General features: G+C 59.0%; 18 protein-coding genes. 8 read left to right on the top strand and 10 right to left on the bottom strand.

Going from position 1 to position 18,031, the window contains the following annotated elements; all coding sequences use genetic code 11:
* Window positions 1-6: 6 nt before the first annotated feature.
* Window positions 7-375, top strand: coding sequence for a DUF6124 family protein (locus tag LOY56_RS21530; RefSeq protein WP_258617029.1), 369 nt, complete (start codon window positions 7-9; stop codon window positions 373-375).
* Window positions 376-577: 202 nt separating this feature from the next.
* Complete coding sequence (locus tag LOY56_RS21525) at window positions 578-835, top strand: hypothetical protein (RefSeq protein WP_258617028.1); 258 nt, start codon at window positions 578-580, stop codon at window positions 833-835.
* 171 nt (window positions 836-1,006) lie between these two features.
* Here the strand turns inward: LOY56_RS21525 and LOY56_RS21520 are convergent, their stop codons facing one another.
* From LOY56_RS21520 to norR, 5 genes are all read right to left on the bottom strand, one after another.
* Window positions 1,007-1,756, bottom strand: coding sequence for a YkgJ family cysteine cluster protein (locus LOY56_RS21520; RefSeq protein WP_258617027.1), 750 nt, complete (start codon window positions 1,754-1,756; stop codon window positions 1,007-1,009).
* A gap of 83 nt (window positions 1,757-1,839) precedes the next feature.
* Window positions 1,840-2,166 (bottom strand): hypothetical protein, encoded by a 327-nt coding sequence (locus tag LOY56_RS21515; RefSeq protein WP_258617026.1) that lies wholly within the window; start codon window positions 2,164-2,166, stop codon window positions 1,840-1,842.
* Window positions 2,167-2,293: 127 nt separating this feature from the next.
* Window positions 2,294-2,752 (bottom strand): GNAT family N-acetyltransferase, encoded by a 459-nt coding sequence (locus LOY56_RS21510; protein ID WP_258617025.1) that lies wholly within the window; start codon window positions 2,750-2,752, stop codon window positions 2,294-2,296.
* A gap of 27 nt (window positions 2,753-2,779) precedes the next feature.
* Window positions 2,780-3,682 (bottom strand): chemotaxis protein CheV, encoded by a 903-nt coding sequence (locus tag LOY56_RS21505; protein ID WP_258617024.1) that lies wholly within the window; start codon window positions 3,680-3,682, stop codon window positions 2,780-2,782.
* Window positions 3,683-3,968: 286 nt separating this feature from the next.
* On the bottom strand, window positions 3,969-5,522 hold the full coding sequence (gene norR / locus LOY56_RS21500) for a nitric oxide reductase transcriptional regulator NorR (protein WP_258617023.1): 1,554 nt from the start codon (window positions 5,520-5,522) through the stop codon (window positions 3,969-3,971).
* A 147-nt stretch (window positions 5,523-5,669) separates the two neighbouring features.
* Here norR and hmpA point away from each other — a divergent pair, with 147 nt between their 5' ends.
* A complete protein-coding gene (gene hmpA, locus LOY56_RS21495; protein WP_258617022.1) occupies window positions 5,670-6,851 on the top strand; it encodes an NO-inducible flavohemoprotein in 1,182 nt (393 codons plus the stop codon).
* Window positions 6,852-7,085: 234 nt separating this feature from the next.
* Window positions 7,086-7,862 (top strand): ABC transporter substrate-binding protein, encoded by a 777-nt coding sequence (locus LOY56_RS21490; protein ID WP_258617021.1) that lies wholly within the window; start codon window positions 7,086-7,088, stop codon window positions 7,860-7,862.
* A gap of 146 nt (window positions 7,863-8,008) precedes the next feature.
* On the opposite strand, the gene LOY56_RS21485 is transcribed toward LOY56_RS21490, so the two are convergent.
* From LOY56_RS21485 to LOY56_RS21465, 5 genes are all read right to left on the bottom strand, one after another.
* Window positions 8,009-8,650, bottom strand: coding sequence for a transcriptional regulator (locus LOY56_RS21485; RefSeq protein ID WP_258617020.1), 642 nt, complete (start codon window positions 8,648-8,650; stop codon window positions 8,009-8,011).
* A gap of 99 nt (window positions 8,651-8,749) precedes the next feature.
* Window positions 8,750-9,877 carry an FAD-binding oxidoreductase gene (locus tag LOY56_RS21480; RefSeq protein ID WP_258617019.1) on the bottom strand — a complete coding sequence of 376 codons (1,128 nt, stop codon included), beginning with the start codon at window positions 9,875-9,877 and terminating at the stop codon, window positions 8,750-8,752.
* 157 nt (window positions 9,878-10,034) lie between these two features.
* On the bottom strand, window positions 10,035-10,982 hold the full coding sequence (locus LOY56_RS21475) for an ornithine cyclodeaminase family protein (RefSeq protein WP_258622828.1): 948 nt from the start codon (window positions 10,980-10,982) through the stop codon (window positions 10,035-10,037).
* 140 nt (window positions 10,983-11,122) lie between these two features.
* A complete protein-coding gene (gene rhlB / locus LOY56_RS21470) occupies window positions 11,123-12,610 on the bottom strand; it encodes an ATP-dependent RNA helicase RhlB (RefSeq protein WP_217854429.1) in 1,488 nt (495 codons plus the stop codon).
* Between the two features lie 85 nt (window positions 12,611-12,695).
* A complete protein-coding gene (locus LOY56_RS21465; RefSeq protein WP_258617018.1) occupies window positions 12,696-13,352 on the bottom strand; it encodes an alpha/beta hydrolase in 657 nt (218 codons plus the stop codon).
* 469 nt (window positions 13,353-13,821) lie between these two features.
* On the opposite strand from LOY56_RS21465, the gene LOY56_RS21460 reads away from it, so the two are divergent.
* From LOY56_RS21460 to LOY56_RS21445, 4 genes are all read left to right on the top strand, one after another.
* Window positions 13,822-14,853, top strand: coding sequence for an amino acid ABC transporter substrate-binding protein (locus LOY56_RS21460; protein ID WP_258617017.1), 1,032 nt, complete (start codon window positions 13,822-13,824; stop codon window positions 14,851-14,853).
* A 65-nt stretch (window positions 14,854-14,918) separates the two neighbouring features.
* Complete coding sequence (locus LOY56_RS21455; RefSeq protein ID WP_258617016.1) at window positions 14,919-16,100, top strand: amino acid ABC transporter permease; 1,182 nt, start codon at window positions 14,919-14,921, stop codon at window positions 16,098-16,100.
* A 10-nt stretch (window positions 16,101-16,110) separates the two neighbouring features.
* Window positions 16,111-17,208, top strand: a complete 1,098-nt coding sequence (locus tag LOY56_RS21450; protein ID WP_258617015.1) for an amino acid ABC transporter permease — start codon at window positions 16,111-16,113, stop codon at window positions 17,206-17,208.
* Window positions 17,209-17,219: 11 nt separating this feature from the next.
* Window positions 17,220-17,984 carry an amino acid ABC transporter ATP-binding protein gene (locus LOY56_RS21445; protein WP_010444394.1) on the top strand — a complete coding sequence of 255 codons (765 nt, stop codon included), beginning with the start codon at window positions 17,220-17,222 and terminating at the stop codon, window positions 17,982-17,984.
* Window positions 17,985-18,031 lie beyond the last annotated feature (47 nt).

Genomic DNA, 18,031 nt, shown 5'->3' with positions numbered 1-18,031 from the left:
GTTTGTATGGATAAGTTAATCCCCGACCCACCCTTCAATACCACCACCCCCAACGCCGAAGCCTCGCGCACCGAAGAATTACTCAAAGACCGCGAAGCCATAAAACGCGCCCTCGACTACTACCTCGATCCCCCGGCGCAATACACCGAAAAGCCCCGTCGCCCCAGCACCATGTTCATGGTCGCCCCGGGTGCCGGCACCGAAAGCCTGCTGGCCCACGCCTACGAATCGTTGGCCTCAGCGAGTGTCCTGGCCACCGATTTCGCCAACAACCTGATCGGCCCGCAGCGCCATACGGCGTTGGCGATTCAGCAGGTCATCATGCTGGCGGAGTTGGCGGTGAGTCGGGCGCTGGATAACGTCGATCCGGCGTAGACCGCGTTATCGTTCATCGTCGTTCGCAGATTCGGTGTACGACACTATGCACCTGAGCGAGGCTTGCCCGCGAAAGCGGTTGGTCAGTCAATACAAAACCCAACTGACCAACTGCAGCTTGCGGCTCCCGACACAGGTATACTGCCCGCCTTTCGCGGCTCGCCTACCGGGCCCGACTCTTTGAGCATCACCCGGAGCTTTCATGACTTCCCCGACACAACCGCCGGTTGCCGACGCTTTGAGCGACGACCAGGCAGATCTGCCAGACAGCGTCGACTCCAGCGCAGACAGCGAAACCAAAGCGGCGATTCCAGTGTTCAAATTTCCGTTCAAACCGGGTGAACTGGCCGCGGCGAAGAATGCCAGCCAGCCTTGGTATAAGAACGGCGCCAAGAATGGTCACACCAAGACCCCGGGTGCAGCGCCTCCTGGCACCCGTCGTTCGATGGGTAAGCGCTGAGTTTTTACCTCTACGGTGCCTGATCTATCGTCATCGTCGGAACGCCGCCCGGAGCAGGCTCGCTCCCACATGATCTTCATGAGACACAGATGTTGTGTACGACGAAATCCACTGTGGGAGCGAGCCGGCTCCGGGCGGCGTTCCGACGATGAGGCCAGCCCATCATCTGGCTCAGACCGCCCGCAACGAAATAAACGCATAGTTCAGCGGCGCTTCAGTCGCCACTTGCGCCCCGGCTGCCAGCACTTGCCCGGCGATATCATCGCCCGACACATGAAAGGCCCATTCACCGCCCGACGCCGCCAGCGGCTGTTGCGCCACCTGATCAATGACCATGGCAAACGCCGTCATGTCCGGCAAATAGGCAGTAAATCCATCGCCCTTCAGTGCTGTCGTCCGAATCCCCAATAACGCGCAAATCGCCTCCTTGGTCTGAATCTCATCGCGATCCGCCTGACGCGAACGCTGAATTAATCCTGCCAGTTCCTGATCCACCAGCTCACCCCCAATGATCAAGTCCGGCCCTGTTTCCCAGGACTCAGGCGGGCATTCTTTGATCGCCGGGTTGAGCGGGATGTGCGGATTGATTTCCATCGGGTAGATGCGGCACACCAACGGTCGGCGTTCGTAGATGCGGCAGAGGTTGTCGTCGTCAAGATTCCGGCAGGGACCGACGTTGTAGGCGGCGAAGGTAATCGCTACGTGGGCCTCGCAGGCGCCGCTTCGAACCATCACCGAACGGCGTTCGGCGTGTTCGCGTTGCTGCGCGGGCAGGCCCAGGCCATTGGCGAGAAAGGCTTCCACCAGCACGATCACCTGACCGCCATCGGCCGCCCACATCCGGGCTTCTGTCAGTGTCAGGGGCACGTGGTGGTCGTTGCAGCATTTGCCACAACCTACGCAGGAAAACGTTGTATTCATCGAACGGCCAGTCACCTGTGGGGGCATGAAATGGCGACAAAAAGCCACCGCAAAGGCCTGTGCCGAAGCAAGTTATGCGCCATTCACTGCGTTTTTGCTGTTGAGCGGATGGAGTCCCACTCGGTCACGTAGGCGGTTTTGCTTTTCTTGTTGTACAGGCACAACTCGGTGCCTTGTTGGCCTTTCATGTGCTTTTGCGGGTACTGGCCTTGCAGCAGGAGCGCGGTATAGCCGACCCGGTCATCGAACTGCGCGGCGTTGCCGACGGGTTTGACGTTCTTCAGGCCGCTGGTTTTGGTGCAACTGGCGAGTACGGCTTTGTCGTAGGCGGCCCAGGCGTCGGGGCTGGAGGCGTGGGCTTGGGTGGCGAGGGTGGTGAGGCAGAGGAAGGTCAGGGTGATGGCTTTCATGGTTTGGGCATCCTTGGCGTGTAGTGGCCGAGGTCAGGAGTATGCCTGATGGTTTTGGATTGTTTAGGCGGCCTCTTCGCGGGCAAGCCTCGCTCCTACAGGGTTCGGTGTGCCCGCGAAAGCGGTGTCAGGTTGGAACCGGCTCTCGGCGGACCACATACATCCCGGCACTTTCATACAAACGTTGTGCCCGAAGGTTGTTTTCCAAGACTTTCAAATCCACAAATCCTTCGCGGCGTTGCTGAAACACATTGAAAGCATTTAGCAGCAGAGCACGGCCAAGTCCGAGGCCTTGAGCGCGCGGGTGCACCACCAGGCTCTTGATGTAAGCGCTGGTCCAGCACTGGGCGACGCCGACGATTCCTTCGGCATCCAAGGCAATAAAGCATAGGGCCGGATCGTATTCAGGATCGGTTTCGAAACGCTGCTGCCAGACTTCCCGCGCCGGTACGCGACCGCTACCTTCCAGATAGCCAAGTTCCATCAATTGATGAACGGCTTCGGCGAGTTCAGGACGGTACTCGGTCAACTCAATGCCATTTGGCCAAGCGCAAGGCGGCACAGCCTCAGCGAGGTTGCGCCGCATCAGAAAACAAAAAACCTCAGCCACAACTCAGTGACCTTGTTCGGCGATGGCCCTGGCCGCCGCGATCAGGCATTTGGTCAGTTCCGGCGAGGAGAATTTGGTCAGCACCGCGTTGGCCCCGGCCAGTCGAGCCTTCTCGCTGTTCATCGCGCTGTCCAATGATGTATGCAGCAACACGTAGAGGTGCGAGAAGTCCGGCGTTTCGCGCAATGTGCGGGTAAGGGCATAGCCGTCCATTTCCGACATTTCGATGTCCGAGACGATCAGGTTGATTTGTTGGGCGGTGCCTTGCAGGTCCAGCAGGCAGTCGATGGCTTCCCTGGCGCTGCGAGCGGTGTGGCACTGCAGGCCGAGGTTACGCAGGGTGTGCACCGATTGTTGCAGGGCGACCTGGCTGTCATCGACCACCAGGATCCGCGCGTTGCCGAGTACTTCGGCGTCTTCCATGCTCAGTTCGGTCGGAGCCGTTTCGATCTGCGCTGGCGCGATGCCGTGGATGACCTTTTCGATGTCCAGCACTTGCACCAGCGTGCCGTCGACGGAGGTCACGCCGGTGATGTATGAGCGCACGCCGCCGGAACCGAAGGGCGGTGGTCGGATGTCGGTGGTCAGGCAATGGACGATCTTGCTCACCGCCTGAACGTGCAAACCCTGTTTGGAGCGGCTGACGTCGGTGACGATCAGGCAGCCACCGTTCGGGTCTTCCAGCGGTCGCTCGCCAATGGCGCGGCTCAGGTCGATCACCGACAACGACGCGCCGCGCAGGGTGGCGATGCCTTTGACGTGGGGGTGCGACTCCGGCAGCTTGGTCAGCGGCGGGCAGGGAATGATTTCACTGACCTTCAGCAGGTTGATCGCCATCAGCTTGCCGCTGCGCAAGGTAAACAGCAGAAGCGAAAGTGAATCTGCGCGGGCTTTGTTGGAAGACATAAAAACCTTCTGTGGAGAAAGGTGATGGGCGATTGTGAAGATCGCCAACAGCTATCGATGTCGGGTTATCGACTTGTCGGGGGCAGGCTTTAGGCGTAATCCCCATTGCCACCCAAACGGTGAACCCCTGTGGCGAGGGAGCTTGCCTGTGGCGAGGGAGCTTGCTCCCGTTTTTTTCAAGACTAACCTCATCGCTGGTTTCACGCCGCTTCGCGGCCGAACGGGGTGATGCGGCGTTCCGACAAGCCCCCCTCGCCACAGAAATACCGAACTGATGATATCGGGCTTACTTCATACCCAACCGCTTAGCCATTCGCCCAAGGTTCGCCCGATCCAGACCCAGCTCCCGCGCCGCGCTGGCCCAGTTGTTCTGGTGCCGTTCCAGGCAAGCGCTGATCAGTTGGCGCTGATAATGCTCGGTGGCCTCACGCAAATCCCCTGCAATTAATGCAGCCGCCGGCGCAGCCACCACCGGTTCTGGCGCGGGTTCAACGCCGCCATTGGGCAAATCCAGATCCGCCGCGCTCAAACTGAGAATCTTCGGCCGTTGTTTGCAGTTGCCCAACGCCTTCAGCGCGCTGCGGCCAATCAAATGCTCCAGCTCTCGTACGTTACCCGGCCAGTCATACGCCAACAATGCCGCTTGCGCATCGCCGGACAGGCGCAGGCTGTTGAGGCCCATGCGTGAGCGGTTTTGTTCCAGGAAGTAGCCGCTGAGCAGCAGCACATCCCGACCGCGATCGCGCAGTGCGGGGACCAGCAGCGGGTAAACGCTGAGGCGATGATAAAAGTCGGCACGGTAGCGACCGCTACGCACTTCTTCGGCCAGGTCGCGGTTGGTCGCTGCAATCAATCGCACGTCGACCTGATGTTCCTTGTCCGACCCCAGGCGCTGCAGTTGACCGCTTTGTAGCACTCTCAACAATTTAGCCTGAACCGTCAGCGACAGTTCACCGACTTCATCGAGGAACAAGGTGCCGCCATTGGCCAGTTCGAACTTGCCGAGACGATCATTCGTCGCGCCGGTGAAAGCACCGCGCACATGGCCGAACAATTCGCTCTCCACCAGTGTGTCTGGCAGGGCTGCGCAATTGAGGCTGATGATCGGTTTGTCGGCCCGTGGGGACGCCGCGTGGATAGCCTGAGCCACCAACTCTTTGCCGACCCCGGTTTCCCCGGTGATCAGCACCGTCAGATCGCTGCCGCCCACCAGGTTGATCTCTTCCACCAGTCGTTTGTGCGCCTTGCTCTGGCCGATCATTTCGCGGCTCTGCTGGCCGCTGACCTGACGGTAAACCTCGGCGCGCTGATGTTCGTCTTCGACGCGATTGGCCAGCCGTTCAATGCGCTCGGCGGCGTTGACCGTGGCGGCGGCGAGGCTGGCGAAGGCTTGCAGGGCGTCCAGTTCGATCGGTTCGAAGCGTTCAGGGTCGAGCGCGTCGAGGGTCAGCAAACCCCATGGACGCTCGTCGATAAACAGCGGGCAGCCCATGCAGTCGTGGACTTCCAGGTGATCGTGAAGACCCTCGACCAGACCGTCATAAGGATCGGGCAAATCGCTGTCGGCGGCGAAGCGAGTCGGGCCGGGACTGCTGAGCAGCGCTTCGAAGCGCGGGTGTTCGCTGATTTTGAAACGTCGGCCGAGGGTATCAGTGCTCAATCCGTCCACGGCCAGCGGCACCAGCCATTCGCCATCGAGTCTCAGCAGGGCCGCGGCGTCGCAAGGGAGCAGGGCGCGCATGGCTTCGAGCAGGCGTCGGTAGCGCTCGCCTTCGGGTAATTCGCGGGACAGGTCGGAGACCAGGGGCAGCAGGGTCGTGAGCAGTAATTTTGCAGTCATAATGACTCCGTGTAGTCGGTGAGACTATAAATCGTCGTATGTCGATATGACTACTATGTTTTTAACTATCTGATTTATAAGGATTTAATTGTTGGCATGGAAACTGATATGTATAGGTCATTCATATAAAGCCCAGGAGTCGCTCTTATGCTTAGCGTTCAAGACCGTGCCATCGTCAAGTCCACCGTGCCATTGTTGGAAAGTGGCGGCGAAGCGTTGATCACTCACTTCTACCGCATGATGCTCTCTGAATACCCGGAAGTCCGTCCGCTGTTCAACCAGGCCCACCAGGCCAGTGGCGATCAGCCTCGCGCCCTGGCCAACGGTGTATTGATGTATGCGCGGCACATCGACCAGCTCGATCAGTTGGGCGACCTGGTGGCCAAGATCATCAACAAGCACGTGGCCCTGCAAATCCTTCCGGAGCATTACCCGATCGTGGGTAGCTGCCTGTTGCGAGCGATCTCAGAAGTGCTGGGCGAAGAGATTGCCACGCCTGAAGTGATGAGTGCCTGGGGCGCGGCCTACGGTCAATTGGCCGAGATCCTGATCGGCGCCGAAGCCAGCATCTACGACCAGAAAGCGCAGGCACCGGGTGGCTGGCGTGGTGCGCGGGAGTTCATCGTGGCGGCCAAGGTCGAGGAGAGCGCGGAAATCACCTCGTTTTATTTCGAACCGGCGGACAAGGGGCCGATTCTGGCGGCAGAGCCTGGCCAGTACATCGGCATGAAACTGATCCTCGAGGGCGAAGAAATTCGCCGTAACTATTCGCTGTCGGCGCTGGCCAGCAAGGGCCAGTACCGCATCAGCGTCAAGCGCGAAATCGGCGGCCGCGCTTCCAACCATTTGCACGATCAACTGAATGTGGGCGCGAGCATTATGCTGTTCCCGCCAGCGGGCGACTTCACCCTGACCGCCAGCGACAAACCGCTGGTGCTGATCAGCGGCGGCGTCGGCATCACTCCGACGCTGGCGATGCTCGAAGCGGCGCTGGCGACTGAGCGGCCGGTGCACTTTATCCACTGCGCGCGCAACGGTAGCGTGCATGCTTTCCGTGACTGGATCGATGGCCTGGCCGAGCGTCATCCGCAGCTCAAGCGTTTTTATTGCTACGCCGAAGACGATGGTGTCAGCCCGGCGGCGGACAAGGTTGGCCTGTTGAGCCAGGAGCAACTTTGCGAGTGGATGCCGGAACAGCGCGATGTGGATGCGTACTTCCTGGGGCCTAAAGGCTTCATGGCAGTGATCAAGCGTCACCTCAAGGCCTTGGGTGTGCCAGAGAAGCAAAGCCGTTACGAGTTCTTCGGGCCGGCTGCCGCGCTGGAATAACTGTCTGCGGTAGTTCCTGAGGGCCGGGTTGGTGTTTCGCTTGTTCGCGAAGCACCGACCCGGCCTTTTTTTGCATTCGGCTAGCACCCGACCAAGGGCCGCCTATGAACCTGTTTACCCAATTGACGGGTAATACGTAAAAGTCCAGTATGGAATTATAAGTACAAAAAATGCTTTTCCTGTTTCAGCTTCTTCTGTCTTGCCAAACCAACAACAACCCGCGAGAGAACGAATATGAAGAAATTCCCCCTCATCACCGGTCTGGCCTTGAGCCTGTTGGCGTGCAGTAGCCTGTTCGCCGCCGAGAAAAACCTGCGCATCGGCATCGAAGCGGCTTATCCGCCGTTCGCGTCCAAAACCGAAGAAGGCAAAATAGTCGGTTTCGACTACGACATCGGCAATGCGCTGTGCGCGCAGATGAAGGTCAAGTGTGAGTGGGTCGAAGGCGAGTTCGACGGTCTGATTCCTTCCCTGAAAGTGAAGAAAATCGACATGGCGCTGTCGTCCATGACCATCAACGAAGACCGTAAGAAATCGGTGGATTTCACTCACAAGTATTACTTCACCTCATCGCGTCTGGTGATGAAGGACGGCGCCGTGGTGGATGACCAGTACGCCAGCCTCAAGGGCAAGAATATCGGCGTGCAGCGCGCAACCACCACCGACCGTTACGCCACCGAGGTTTTCGAGCCCAAGGGCATCAACGTCAAGCGCTACGGTAACAACGAAGAAATCTACATGGATCTGGCAGCCGGTCGCCTCGATGCGATTTTTGCCGATACCATTCCATTGAATGACTTCCTGTCGATGCCGCGTGGCGCCGGTTACGCTTTTGTCGGGCCGGAACTCAAGGATCCGAAATACGTGGGCGAGGGCGCCGGGATTGCCGTGCGCAAGGGCAACACGCAGTTGGTGGCGGATCTGAACAAGGCGATCGACGACATTCGCGCCAACGGCGAGTATCAGAAAATTTCGCAGAAGTATTTCAAGTCGGATATCTACGGCGACTGATTGATCGCTTTCGCGGGCAAGCCTCGCTCCTACAGGTTTCGCGTCGTTCACCCGATTTGTAAACAACGTTGGACTGTCGGAGCGAGCGCTGCGGCGATCCGACTTGCCCGCGAAGGGGTCCTCTCAGACAGCACAAATCTCAGGGCCTAGCCCTTCAATTCCTTCAAATGCTTGTACACCGTCGCCCGCCCCATGTTCAGCACATTGGCCACATAGTTGGAGGCGCTTTTGCCTTTGAAGGCGCCTTCGGCGTGCAGCGCCAGCACCAGTTCGCGTTTGTGGTCGCGGGTCAGCACGTTCAGGCTCAACTGACGCTCGCGCAGCCAGGCGTGCAGAAAGGTATTGATCCGTTCCTGCCAGTCATCGCGAAACAGTGAGTCCGGTTGCGGGATCAGCTTGGTCGGCGACAGGAACAAATCCAGTGCTGCTTTCGCGTTCTCGAACAACGAAATATTAAGGTTGATGCATAGCACCGCCAACGGACGACCCTCGCTGTCGCGCAGTACGCTGCTGAGGCTGCGAATCTTCTGGCCGTCCCAGTTGAGCTTTTCGTACGGCCCGATGTTTCGCTCACTGACCTCTTCGCTGAGCATGTCTTCCAACGACGAGTCATCGCCGATTTCCCGTTTGGACAGGTTGTTGGCGATGTAATCGACCTTTTGCGTGCGCAGGTCATGCAGCACCACCTCGGCGTGAGGAAAGAACAACGTGGCGATCGCATCGGCAATCGCGCGGAAGTTGTCCATGGACGCAGTGTCCAGGGCCGAGTCTTTTTCGGGTGCGTTCATACAGTGGAACTCCAGGCAGCGTCAGCGCCCCCGTTAAAAAGGGACGCTGGAAGTTTGCCGCAATCGCGTGGACACGTCACCTGAGAGGCAGGATCAGGGTCAGCTCAGACGGGCGGGAGAGAGCATCTCGGCATCCAGGCCGAAACGGGTGAGCTGCTCGGGCAAGGCTTCACCGCGTACCAGTGCCGCGCTGGCCTGGCCCATGGCCGGCGACGTCTGGATGCCATAGCCACCTTGCGCCGCGACCCAGAACAGCCCTGGCACCTGCTGATCGAAGCCGGACAGCAAATCCCCGTCGCGTACGAAACTGCGCAGGCCGGCCCAGGTGCGGGTCGGGCGGCGGATGGTCAGGGTGGTGGCTTCTTCGATCTGGTAGATGCCCATGGCGATGTCGAGCTCTTCGGGCTGCACGTCGTGAGGTTCGACCGGGTCGGCGTTGGCCGGTGAACCGAGGAACATGCCGGCGTCGGGCTTCATGTAGAAGGATTCATCGAGGCTGACCAGCATTGGCCAGTCATGGATATCCAGGCCCTCGGGGCCGGCAAAGATAAAGGCTGCTCGGCGCTTGGGTTGTAAGCCTAGAGGTCTGGCGCCAGCCAACTCGCCAATTTTGTCGGCCCAGGCACCGGCGGCATTGATGATGATCGGAGCGCTGAAGGTCTGAGTCGCGGTTTGAGCTTGCCACAGCCCTGCGGTATCCCGGGTCAGGCTCAACACTTCGCTGTCGGTATGGACTTCACCTTTATTGCGCCGGATACCGCGCAGATAGCCCTGATGCAGGGCGTCGGTATCGATGTCGCTGGCGGTCGGGTCGTAGATTGCGCCATGGACTTTTTCCCGACGCAGGATTGGCAGACGCGCACAGGCCTCGTCGGCGCTGAGCCGTTGCATTTGCGGCACGGTGGCTTTGGCACTCAGGTATTGATTGCTCAGCTCGGCCGGATCGCCGGTGAAGTCGACGGTCATCTCACCGCGCGGGGTCAGCAGCGGGTGTTCGCAGAAACCGGGCGGCGGTGCGTCGAAGAAGTCGCGGCTGGCCTGAGTCAATGCCCGAACCTGCGGTGTGCCGTAGGCGGCGGTGAACAGCGCCGCCGAGCGTCCGGTGGAGTGATAGGCCGGATGGGATTCGCGTTCAAGCACAATCACCCGCCCGTGCGGCGACAGCCAGAAACCGGTGGAAGCGCCGGCAATCCCGCCGCCGATAATGATGAAATCTGCCTGGCTCATGAACGTCTCCTGTGGGGGCGCAAATGCCGAAATTGTTAGAGATCCCCTGTGAGCTGCCGAGTGAAACGAGGCTGCGATCTTTTGACTTTGCTTTTAAAGGCAAGATCAAAAGATCGCAGCCTCGTTTCACTCGACAGCTCCTACGGGGGGCGTGGTGTTAGCGCTGTAGTTGGTAAAGGGCATTGGCCAGTGCAATGTCTTCCAGGCCCAGGCCGATGGAGCGGAAGAACACCGGGCGATCGTATTCAGGGCGCTGCACTTTCTCGCTGAGCAAGTCGGGCAGGTCGCCGACAATCGAACGCTTGTCCCAGCCATGCTGCTCACCGGCGATCAGCATTTCACCGGCCGAGCCCGGAGTGGTCTGACGATAGTCGCAGAACACCTGCATGTCATGGAGGTTCTGCGGCGGCACTTCATGAGCGCGTGGGGCATTGGTGCTGATGGAAGTGATCAGCGCCGGTTTGGTCAAAATTGACGGGTCGATCACTGGCCCGGCGGACGAGGTGCAGAGCATGATCACGTCGGCGTCCTGAATCGCCGCTTCGCAACTGTCGGCGAGGGTCAGCCGTGGATCGAGGCTTTTGAGCTGTGCCAACGCTTCGGGATTCTTGTCGCTCAGGCTCGGTGAGTAGAGGCTGATGCTTTGCCAGTCTCGCAGATCCTTGACGTAATGCAGGTGCGCCTGGGCCACCTTGCCGCTGCCGATGATCGCCAGACGCTGAGCCTTCAGCGGCGCGAGGGCATCGACTGCCACCGCCGTCGTGGCGGCGGTGCGTGCCGTGGTCAGTTCACCAGCATCGCAGAGCAGCAGCGGCTGGCCGGTCTGCATCGACATCAGCAGCGTCCAGGCAGTCACCAGTGGGCCTTGCTCGCGCACGATGTAAGGCGACGTCTTGACGCCATATACCCCGTCTTCGGCCAGCACACCCAAGAAGTTGATGAAATCCCCAGCACCCTTCGGGAATTCCACCCGCTGTTGCGCCGGTTGTACGGCTTGCCCGGTGGCCAGGTCGCGAAACAACTTGCGCAGGATCTGCGGCACGTCGATTTGCGCCAACAGTTCGCGGGTCTGGGATTGGGTGATCACGTAAGGCGTGCTGGGCATGGTCGGTTCCGGGCGCTGGATGTAAACTAATTTGTCCATTATGGACTTTTAGTTATCTCTAGCAAGCGCCTGTTGAAAAAAGCCGGACGAAAAAAAAGCGCAGTCCGTTGCCGGCTGCGCCTCTTTCTGAAAGGCCCGCGTTATGGGCGCTTGCGTTCAACCGCCCGCAGCAGATGCGTCGGTGGTGTTTCACAACTGATCTTGCGACCCAGCAGCGCCTCGATGGACGGTAGCTGGTAGGAGTCATCTTCACCGGCAAAACTGATGGACACGCCATCCGCGCCGGCACGGCCAGTACGACCGATGCGGTGCACGTAGTCGTCCGGGACTTCCGGCAGGGTGAAGTTGATCACGTGGCTGATGCCGTCGATGTGAATGCCGCGACCGGCAACATCGGTAGCCACCAGCACGCGGATCTTGCCTTCGCGGAAACCTTCGAGGGTCTTGATGCGCTTGTGCTGCGGCACATCGCCAGACAATTGCGCCGCGTTGACGCCATCGCGTACCAGGCGTTCTTCGATGCGCCGCACTTCGTCCTTGCGGTTGGCGAAGACCATCACCCGTTCCCAGCCGTTATCGTTGACCAGGTTGTAGAGCAATTTGTATTTGTCGGCACCGGCCACCGCGTAGATGTGTTGCTCGACGTTTTCGCTGGCCACGTTCTGTGCTTCGATCTCGACGATCGACGGGTCGGTGGTCCATTGCTTGGCGAGGTTCATCACGTCTTCGGTGAAGGTCGCGGAGAACAGCAGCGTCTGACGCTCGTTCTTCGGCGGAGTCTGGCGAATGATCTGACGCACTTGTGGGATGAAACCCATGTCGAGCATCCGGTCGGCTTCGTCCAGCACCATCACTTCGACCATGTCCAGGTGCACATCGCCGCGCTGGTTGAAGTCGAGCAAGCGGCCCGGTGTCGCAACGAGAATGTCGCAGTGACGGGCTTCGAGGTGCTTGAGTTGCTTGTCGAAGTCCATGCCGCCGACAAATGTCATGACGTTGAGGCCGGTGTACTTGGTCAGGTCGGCTGCGTCCTTGGCGATCTGCACCACCAGTTCCCGGGTCGGGGCGATGATCAGTGCCCGCGGTTCACCCATGTAGCGCTCTTTGGGCGGCGGGGTTTGCAGCAGCTGAGTGATGATCGAAATCAGGAAGGCGGCGGTTTTGCCGGTGCCGGTCTGGGCGCGACCGATGGCGTCTTTGCCCGCGAGGGTGAAGCCAAGCACCTGCGCCTGGATCGGCGTGCAATACGGAAAGCCCAGGTCCTGAATGGCGTGCATCAGTTCGGGGGCAAGTTTGAAATCGTGGAAGCGGGTTTTGCCTTCCTGGGGTTCGACCACGAAGTCTTCGAGTTTCCAGGGAATAACCGGCGCTTTTGGCTTTGGTTCGCGACGCGGTTTTGCCGGTTTCGGGGCTTCGCTGCGCGGCTGCTCAGAGGCGATGGCCGGGGCTGCGGGGGCGGTCGGTGTGGTCACCGGCTCGTGTTTCGGTGCCGCTACGGTTGCGGTCCGGCCAGGCTGATTACCGTCGGTGCGGTGGCTGGGAGTATGAGAAGGAGCGCTGGAGACTGGCGCGAGCTGCTCAGTCTCGCTTTTACCGAACATTTTCTTGAGTGCTTTGAGCACGGTCATCTCATCAATTGGTTAAGGAATATACGCCGGCCAGTGTAATGCAAGAATCGGGCGCGGCGTAGTGGGATGGATCAATGGGTAGCTTTTAACGCAAACGCTCGGCGAGCCAGGCGCCGATGTCACGAATTTCTTCGGGTAACACTTCGTGGCCCATTGGGTATTCCTGCCATGTCACGGTGACACCACGCTGCTTTAAATACTCATAGGCGGTCCGACCCATGGAATTTTGCACAACCTCATCGTACTGGCCGTGCAATGAAAGCACGGGAATGCGCTGCTGGCTGGCGGAAAGCTCGAGTTCATCGCTGAAGGTCGGCGCATAAGTAGAGAGGGCAAGTACGCCACCCAGCGGTCCCTGCCATTTCAGAAAGGCCGTGTGCAATACCACGGCGCCGCCTTGGGAAAAACCGGCGAGAAATATCCGCGAGGCGTCTATTCCGCTGGCCTTCTGCTCTTCGATCAAATCAAAGATGCGTTGCGCGGACGTTTCCAGCTGCTCGCGGCTGATCGCCCGCGCCGGGCTCATGGCCAATATGTCGTACCAGCTCGGCATCTCGTAGCCACCATTAATGGTGACGGCGCGAGTCGGTGCCTGGGGCAGTACGAAGCGAGTGGTCAGCAAGCTTTCCTGCAGCGCTTCAGCCACCGGCAAAAAGTCGTAGCGGTCGGCGCCCAGCCCGTGCAGCCAGATGACGCAGGCGTCTGCGGGCTTGACGGGTTGCAGAATCAAGGGGTCGGTCATGGGTGCTCCATATGTGTGCATGCGCTCTCATTTCAGTGCGAGGTTGGAGTGCGCAACAGGTTGATCAGTTAAGAAGATGTCGCAAGGTTGAAAGTTTTTCTATTGACCTGACGCTGAATCACTTTAGCGAGCGCTCTGGTACGGGCTTTGCTATGTGAAGACCTGTGCAAGCAATCTCGGGCTAAGCGGTAACACTATCAGTGTACTGCCGGCGGTGGGATAGCAAAGAATCCGGTGATGGATGTTCGCCAGTGGCCGTTACGGGTTTCGCGAACGTGAAAGGGCTACCGCCCGTTCGGCCGATTGGTGAAAAGGGAGTTGTCCAGGACGTGGATTTTCTCCTACTAGACTCATAGCGACGGTCTTACGTCGGTTGACCCTAAAAAAAACCAACAAGGGTCGACTACGCCTCATAAGGGTGCGACAGGACTCAAGCTCCGACACAACAAGAGCAAAACTGGAGGTTTGAATGAAGATGTTGAAATCCACCCTGGCCATCGTGACTGCAGCCGCAGTGCTCGGTGTCAGTGGGTTCGCTCAGGCGGGTGCAACCCTGGATGCAGTGCAGAAAAAAGGTTTCGTACAGTGTGGTGTGAGTGATGGTTTGCCGGGCTTCTCGGTTCCGGACTCCACCGGCAAGATCGTGGGTATCGATGCTGACTTCTGCCGCGCTGTGGCGGCTGCCGTATTCGGCGACGCGACCAAGGTCAAATTCAGCCAGTTGAATGCCAAGGAGCGTTTCACTGCTCTGCAATCCGGCGAAATCGACATGCTGTCGCGCAACTCCACCATGACCAGTTCCCGTGACGCGGGCATGGGCCTGAAGTTTCCTGGCTTCATTACTTATTACGACGGCGTTGGCTTCCTGGCCAACAGCAAGCTGGGCGTGAAGAGTGCCAAGGAACTGGATGGCGCGACCATCTGTATTCAAGCCGGTACCACCACCGAGCTGAACGTATCCGACTACTTCCGTGCCAACAACCTGAAGTACACCCCGATCACCTTCGACACCTCCGATGAAAGCGCCAAGTCGCTGGAATCCGGTCGTTGCGACGTGCTGACTTCCGACAAGTCTCAGCTGTATGCACAGCGCAGCAAACTGGCCTCGCCGAAAGACTACGTCGTTCTGCCGGAAACCATCTCCAAGGAACCTCTGGGTCCGGTCGTGCGTAATGGCGACGACGAGTGGCTGGCCATCGTGCGCTGGACGGGTTTCGCCATGCTCAACGCTGAAGAAGCAGGCATCACTTCGAAGAACGTCGAAGCCGAAGCCAAGGCCACCAAGAACCCGGACGTTGCTCGTCTGTTGGGGGGCGACGGTGAATACGGCAAAGATCTGAAACTGCCGAAAGACTGGGTAGTTAAAATCGTCAAACAAGTGGGTAACTACGGCGAAGTCTTCGAGAGAAACCTCGGCAAGAGCACTCCGCTGGAAATCGACCGTGGCTTGAACGCCCTGTGGACCAACGGCGGCATTCAATACGCACCACCAGTGCGCTGATGGTTCTATCGCCCGGTGGGCCAACCACCGGGTGATGTTCTGTTCCATTATTTGCGGGGCCCTTCATGCAAAATTCAATCGGCGCACCAAAGCAGAGGCTCAGCCTCAGCGATCCACGAGTGCGTGCGTGGCTGTTTCAGATCATCACGGTTATCGCCGTGGTCGGGATGGGTTGGTACCTGTTCGACAACACTCAAACAAACCTGCAACACCGGGGCATTACCTCCGGTTTCAGTTTTCTGGAGCGCAGCGCCGGTTTCGGCATCGCTCAGCATTTGATCGACTACACCGAATCGGACAGTTATGCCCGGGTGTTTGTCATCGGCCTGCTCAACACTCTGTTGGTGACCTTCATCGGCGTGATCCTGGCGACGATCCTCGGTTTCATCGTCGGCGTGTCACGGCTGTCGCACAACTGGATCATCAGCAAACTGGCGACCGTCTACGTCGAGGTCTTCCGTAACATTCCACCGCTGCTGCAAATCCTGTTTTGGTACTTCGCGGTCTTCCTGACCATGCCTGGGCCGCGCAACAGCCATAACTTCGGTGACACCTTCTTCGTCAGCAGCCGTGGTCTTAATATGCCGGCAGCAATGATCGCGGATGGTTTCTGGCAGTTTGTGGCGGGCATCGTCGTGGCCATCGTCGCGATCGTGCTGATGTGCCGCTGGGCCAACAAGCGTTTCGAAGCGACCGGCGTCCCGTTCCACAAGTTCTGGGTGGGCCTGGCGCTGTTCTTCGTCATCCCTGCATTGTGCGCCCTGGTTTTCGGCGCGCCGTTGCACTGGGAGCTGCCGAAGCTGCAAGGCTTCAACTTCGTGGGTGGCTGGGTGTTGATCCCGGAACTGTTGGCGCTGACCCTGGCCCTGACGGTGTACACCGCGGCGTTCATCGCCGAAATCGTGCGTTCGGGGATCAAGTCGGTCAGCCATGGCCAGACCGAAGCGGCCCGCTCGTTGGGATTGCGTAACGGTCCGACCCTGCGCAAGGTGATCATCCCGCAAGCCCTGCGCGTGATCATTCCGCCGCTGACCAGCCAATACCTGAACCTGGCGAAAAACTCCTCGCTGGCGGCCGGTATCGGTTATCCGGAGATGGTCTCGTTGTTTGCCGGTACGGTGCTGAACCAGACTGGGCAGGCCATCGAGGTGATTGCCATTACCATGAGTGTGTACCTGGCGATCAGTATCAGCATTTCCCTGCTGATGAACTGGTACAACAAGCGCATTGCGCTGATCGAGCGGTAAGGAAAAGCGCATGACGACTCATACTTTCAAACCCGACATGCCACCACCGAGCAGTAGCATTGGTGTCGTGGCGTGGATGCGGGCGCACATGTTCTCCAGCTGGATCAACACCCTGCTGACGCTGTTCGCGTTCTATCTGATTTATCTGATAATTCCGCCTATCTTGAGCTGGGCGATTCTCGACGCCAACTGGGTCGGGACTACTCGCGCCGATTGCACGAAGGAAGGCGCCTGCTGGGTGTTCATCCAGCAACGCTTTGGCCAGTTCATGTACGGCTACTACCCGACAGACTTGCGCTGGCGCGTGGACCTGACCGTGTGGCTGGCGGTGATTGGCGTGGCGCCGTTGTTCATCTCGCGCTTCCCGCGCAAGGCGGTCTACGGGCTGAGCTTTCTGGTGCTTTATCCGATCATTTCCTACACCTTGTTGCACGGTGGCTGGTTCGGTCTGACCGAAGTGGCGACCAGCCAGTGGGGTGGCCTGATGCTGACCCTGGTGATCGCTACCGTCGGTATCGTCGGCGCATTGCCGCTGGGTATCGTTCTGGCCTTGGGCCGTCGTTCGAACATGCCGGCGATTCGTGTGGTCTGCGTGACCTTCATCGAATTCTGGCGCGGCGTGCCGTTGATCACGGTGCTGTTCATGTCTTCGGTGATGTTGCCGTTGTTCCTGCCCGAAGGCATGAACTTCGACAAACTGCTGCGGGCGCTGATCGGCGTGATCCTGTTCCAGTCGGCGTACATCGCTGAAGTGGTGCGTGGCGGTCTGCAAGCGATCCCTAAAGGTCAGTACGAAGCGGCAGCGGCGATGGGCCTCGGTTACTGGCGCAGCATGGGCCTGGTGATTTTGCCGCAAGCCCTGAAGCTGGTGATCCCTGGCATCGTCAACACCTTCATTGCGCTGTTCAAGGACACGAGCCTGGTGATCATCATCGGCCTGTTCGACCTGCTCAACAGCGTCAAGCAAGCCGCCGCCGACCCGAAATGGTTGGGCATGGCCACTGAAGGCTATGTGTTCGCGGCCTTGGTGTTCTGGATTTTCTGTTTTGGTATGTCCCGCTACTCCATGCATTTGGAACGTAAGCTGGACACTGGCCACAAGCGTTAGGAGCGTAGTTTATGAGTGAAGCGATCAAACAGCCTGTGAGCCCTGAAGGCATTATTCAGATGCAGGGCGTGAACAAGTGGTACGGCCAGTTCCACGTGTTGAAAGACATCAACCTGAACGTCAAGCAAGGCGAGCGTATCGTTTTGTGCGGCCCGTCGGGTTCCGGCAAATCCACCACCATCCGTTGCCTCAATCGTCTGGAAGAACACCAGCAAGGCCGCATCGTGGTCGATGGCGTGGAGTTGACCAACGACCTCAAGCAGATCGAAGCGATCCGCCGCGAAGTCGGCATGGTATTCCAGCACTTCAACCTGTTTCCGCACCTGACCATCCTGCAGAACTGCACGCTGGCACCGATGTGGGTGCGCAAGATGCCCAAGCGCAAGGCCGAAGAAATCGCCATGCATTACCTGGAACGCGTACGCATTCCGGAGCAGGCGCATAAATTCCCGGGGCAATTGTCCGGTGGCCAGCAACAGCGTGTGGCGATTGCCCGTGCCCTGTGCATGAAACCGAAAATCATGCTGTTCGACGAACCGACTTCGGCACTCGACCCAGAGATGGTGAAAGAGGTTCTGGACACCATGATCGGCCTGGCCGAAGACGGCATGACCATGCTCTGCGTAACCCACGAAATGGGCTTCGCCCGTACCGTGGCCAACCGCGTGATCTTCATGGACAAGGGTGAAATCGTCGAACAGGCTGCGCCGAACGACTTCTTCGACAACCCGCAGAATGAGCGTACGAAGCTGTTCCTGAGCCAGATTCTGCATTGATACCGGACTGACTCGCAAAAACAAACCCGGCCTCGCGCCGGGTTTGT

Origin of the sequence: Pseudomonas sp. B21-048 (assembly GCF_024748615.1) — a bacterium.
GTDB lineage: Bacteria > Pseudomonadota > Gammaproteobacteria > Pseudomonadales > Pseudomonadaceae > Aquipseudomonas.
Note: the sequence above shows the minus strand (reverse complement) of the source record. Positions and strands in the feature narration are given on the sequence as shown.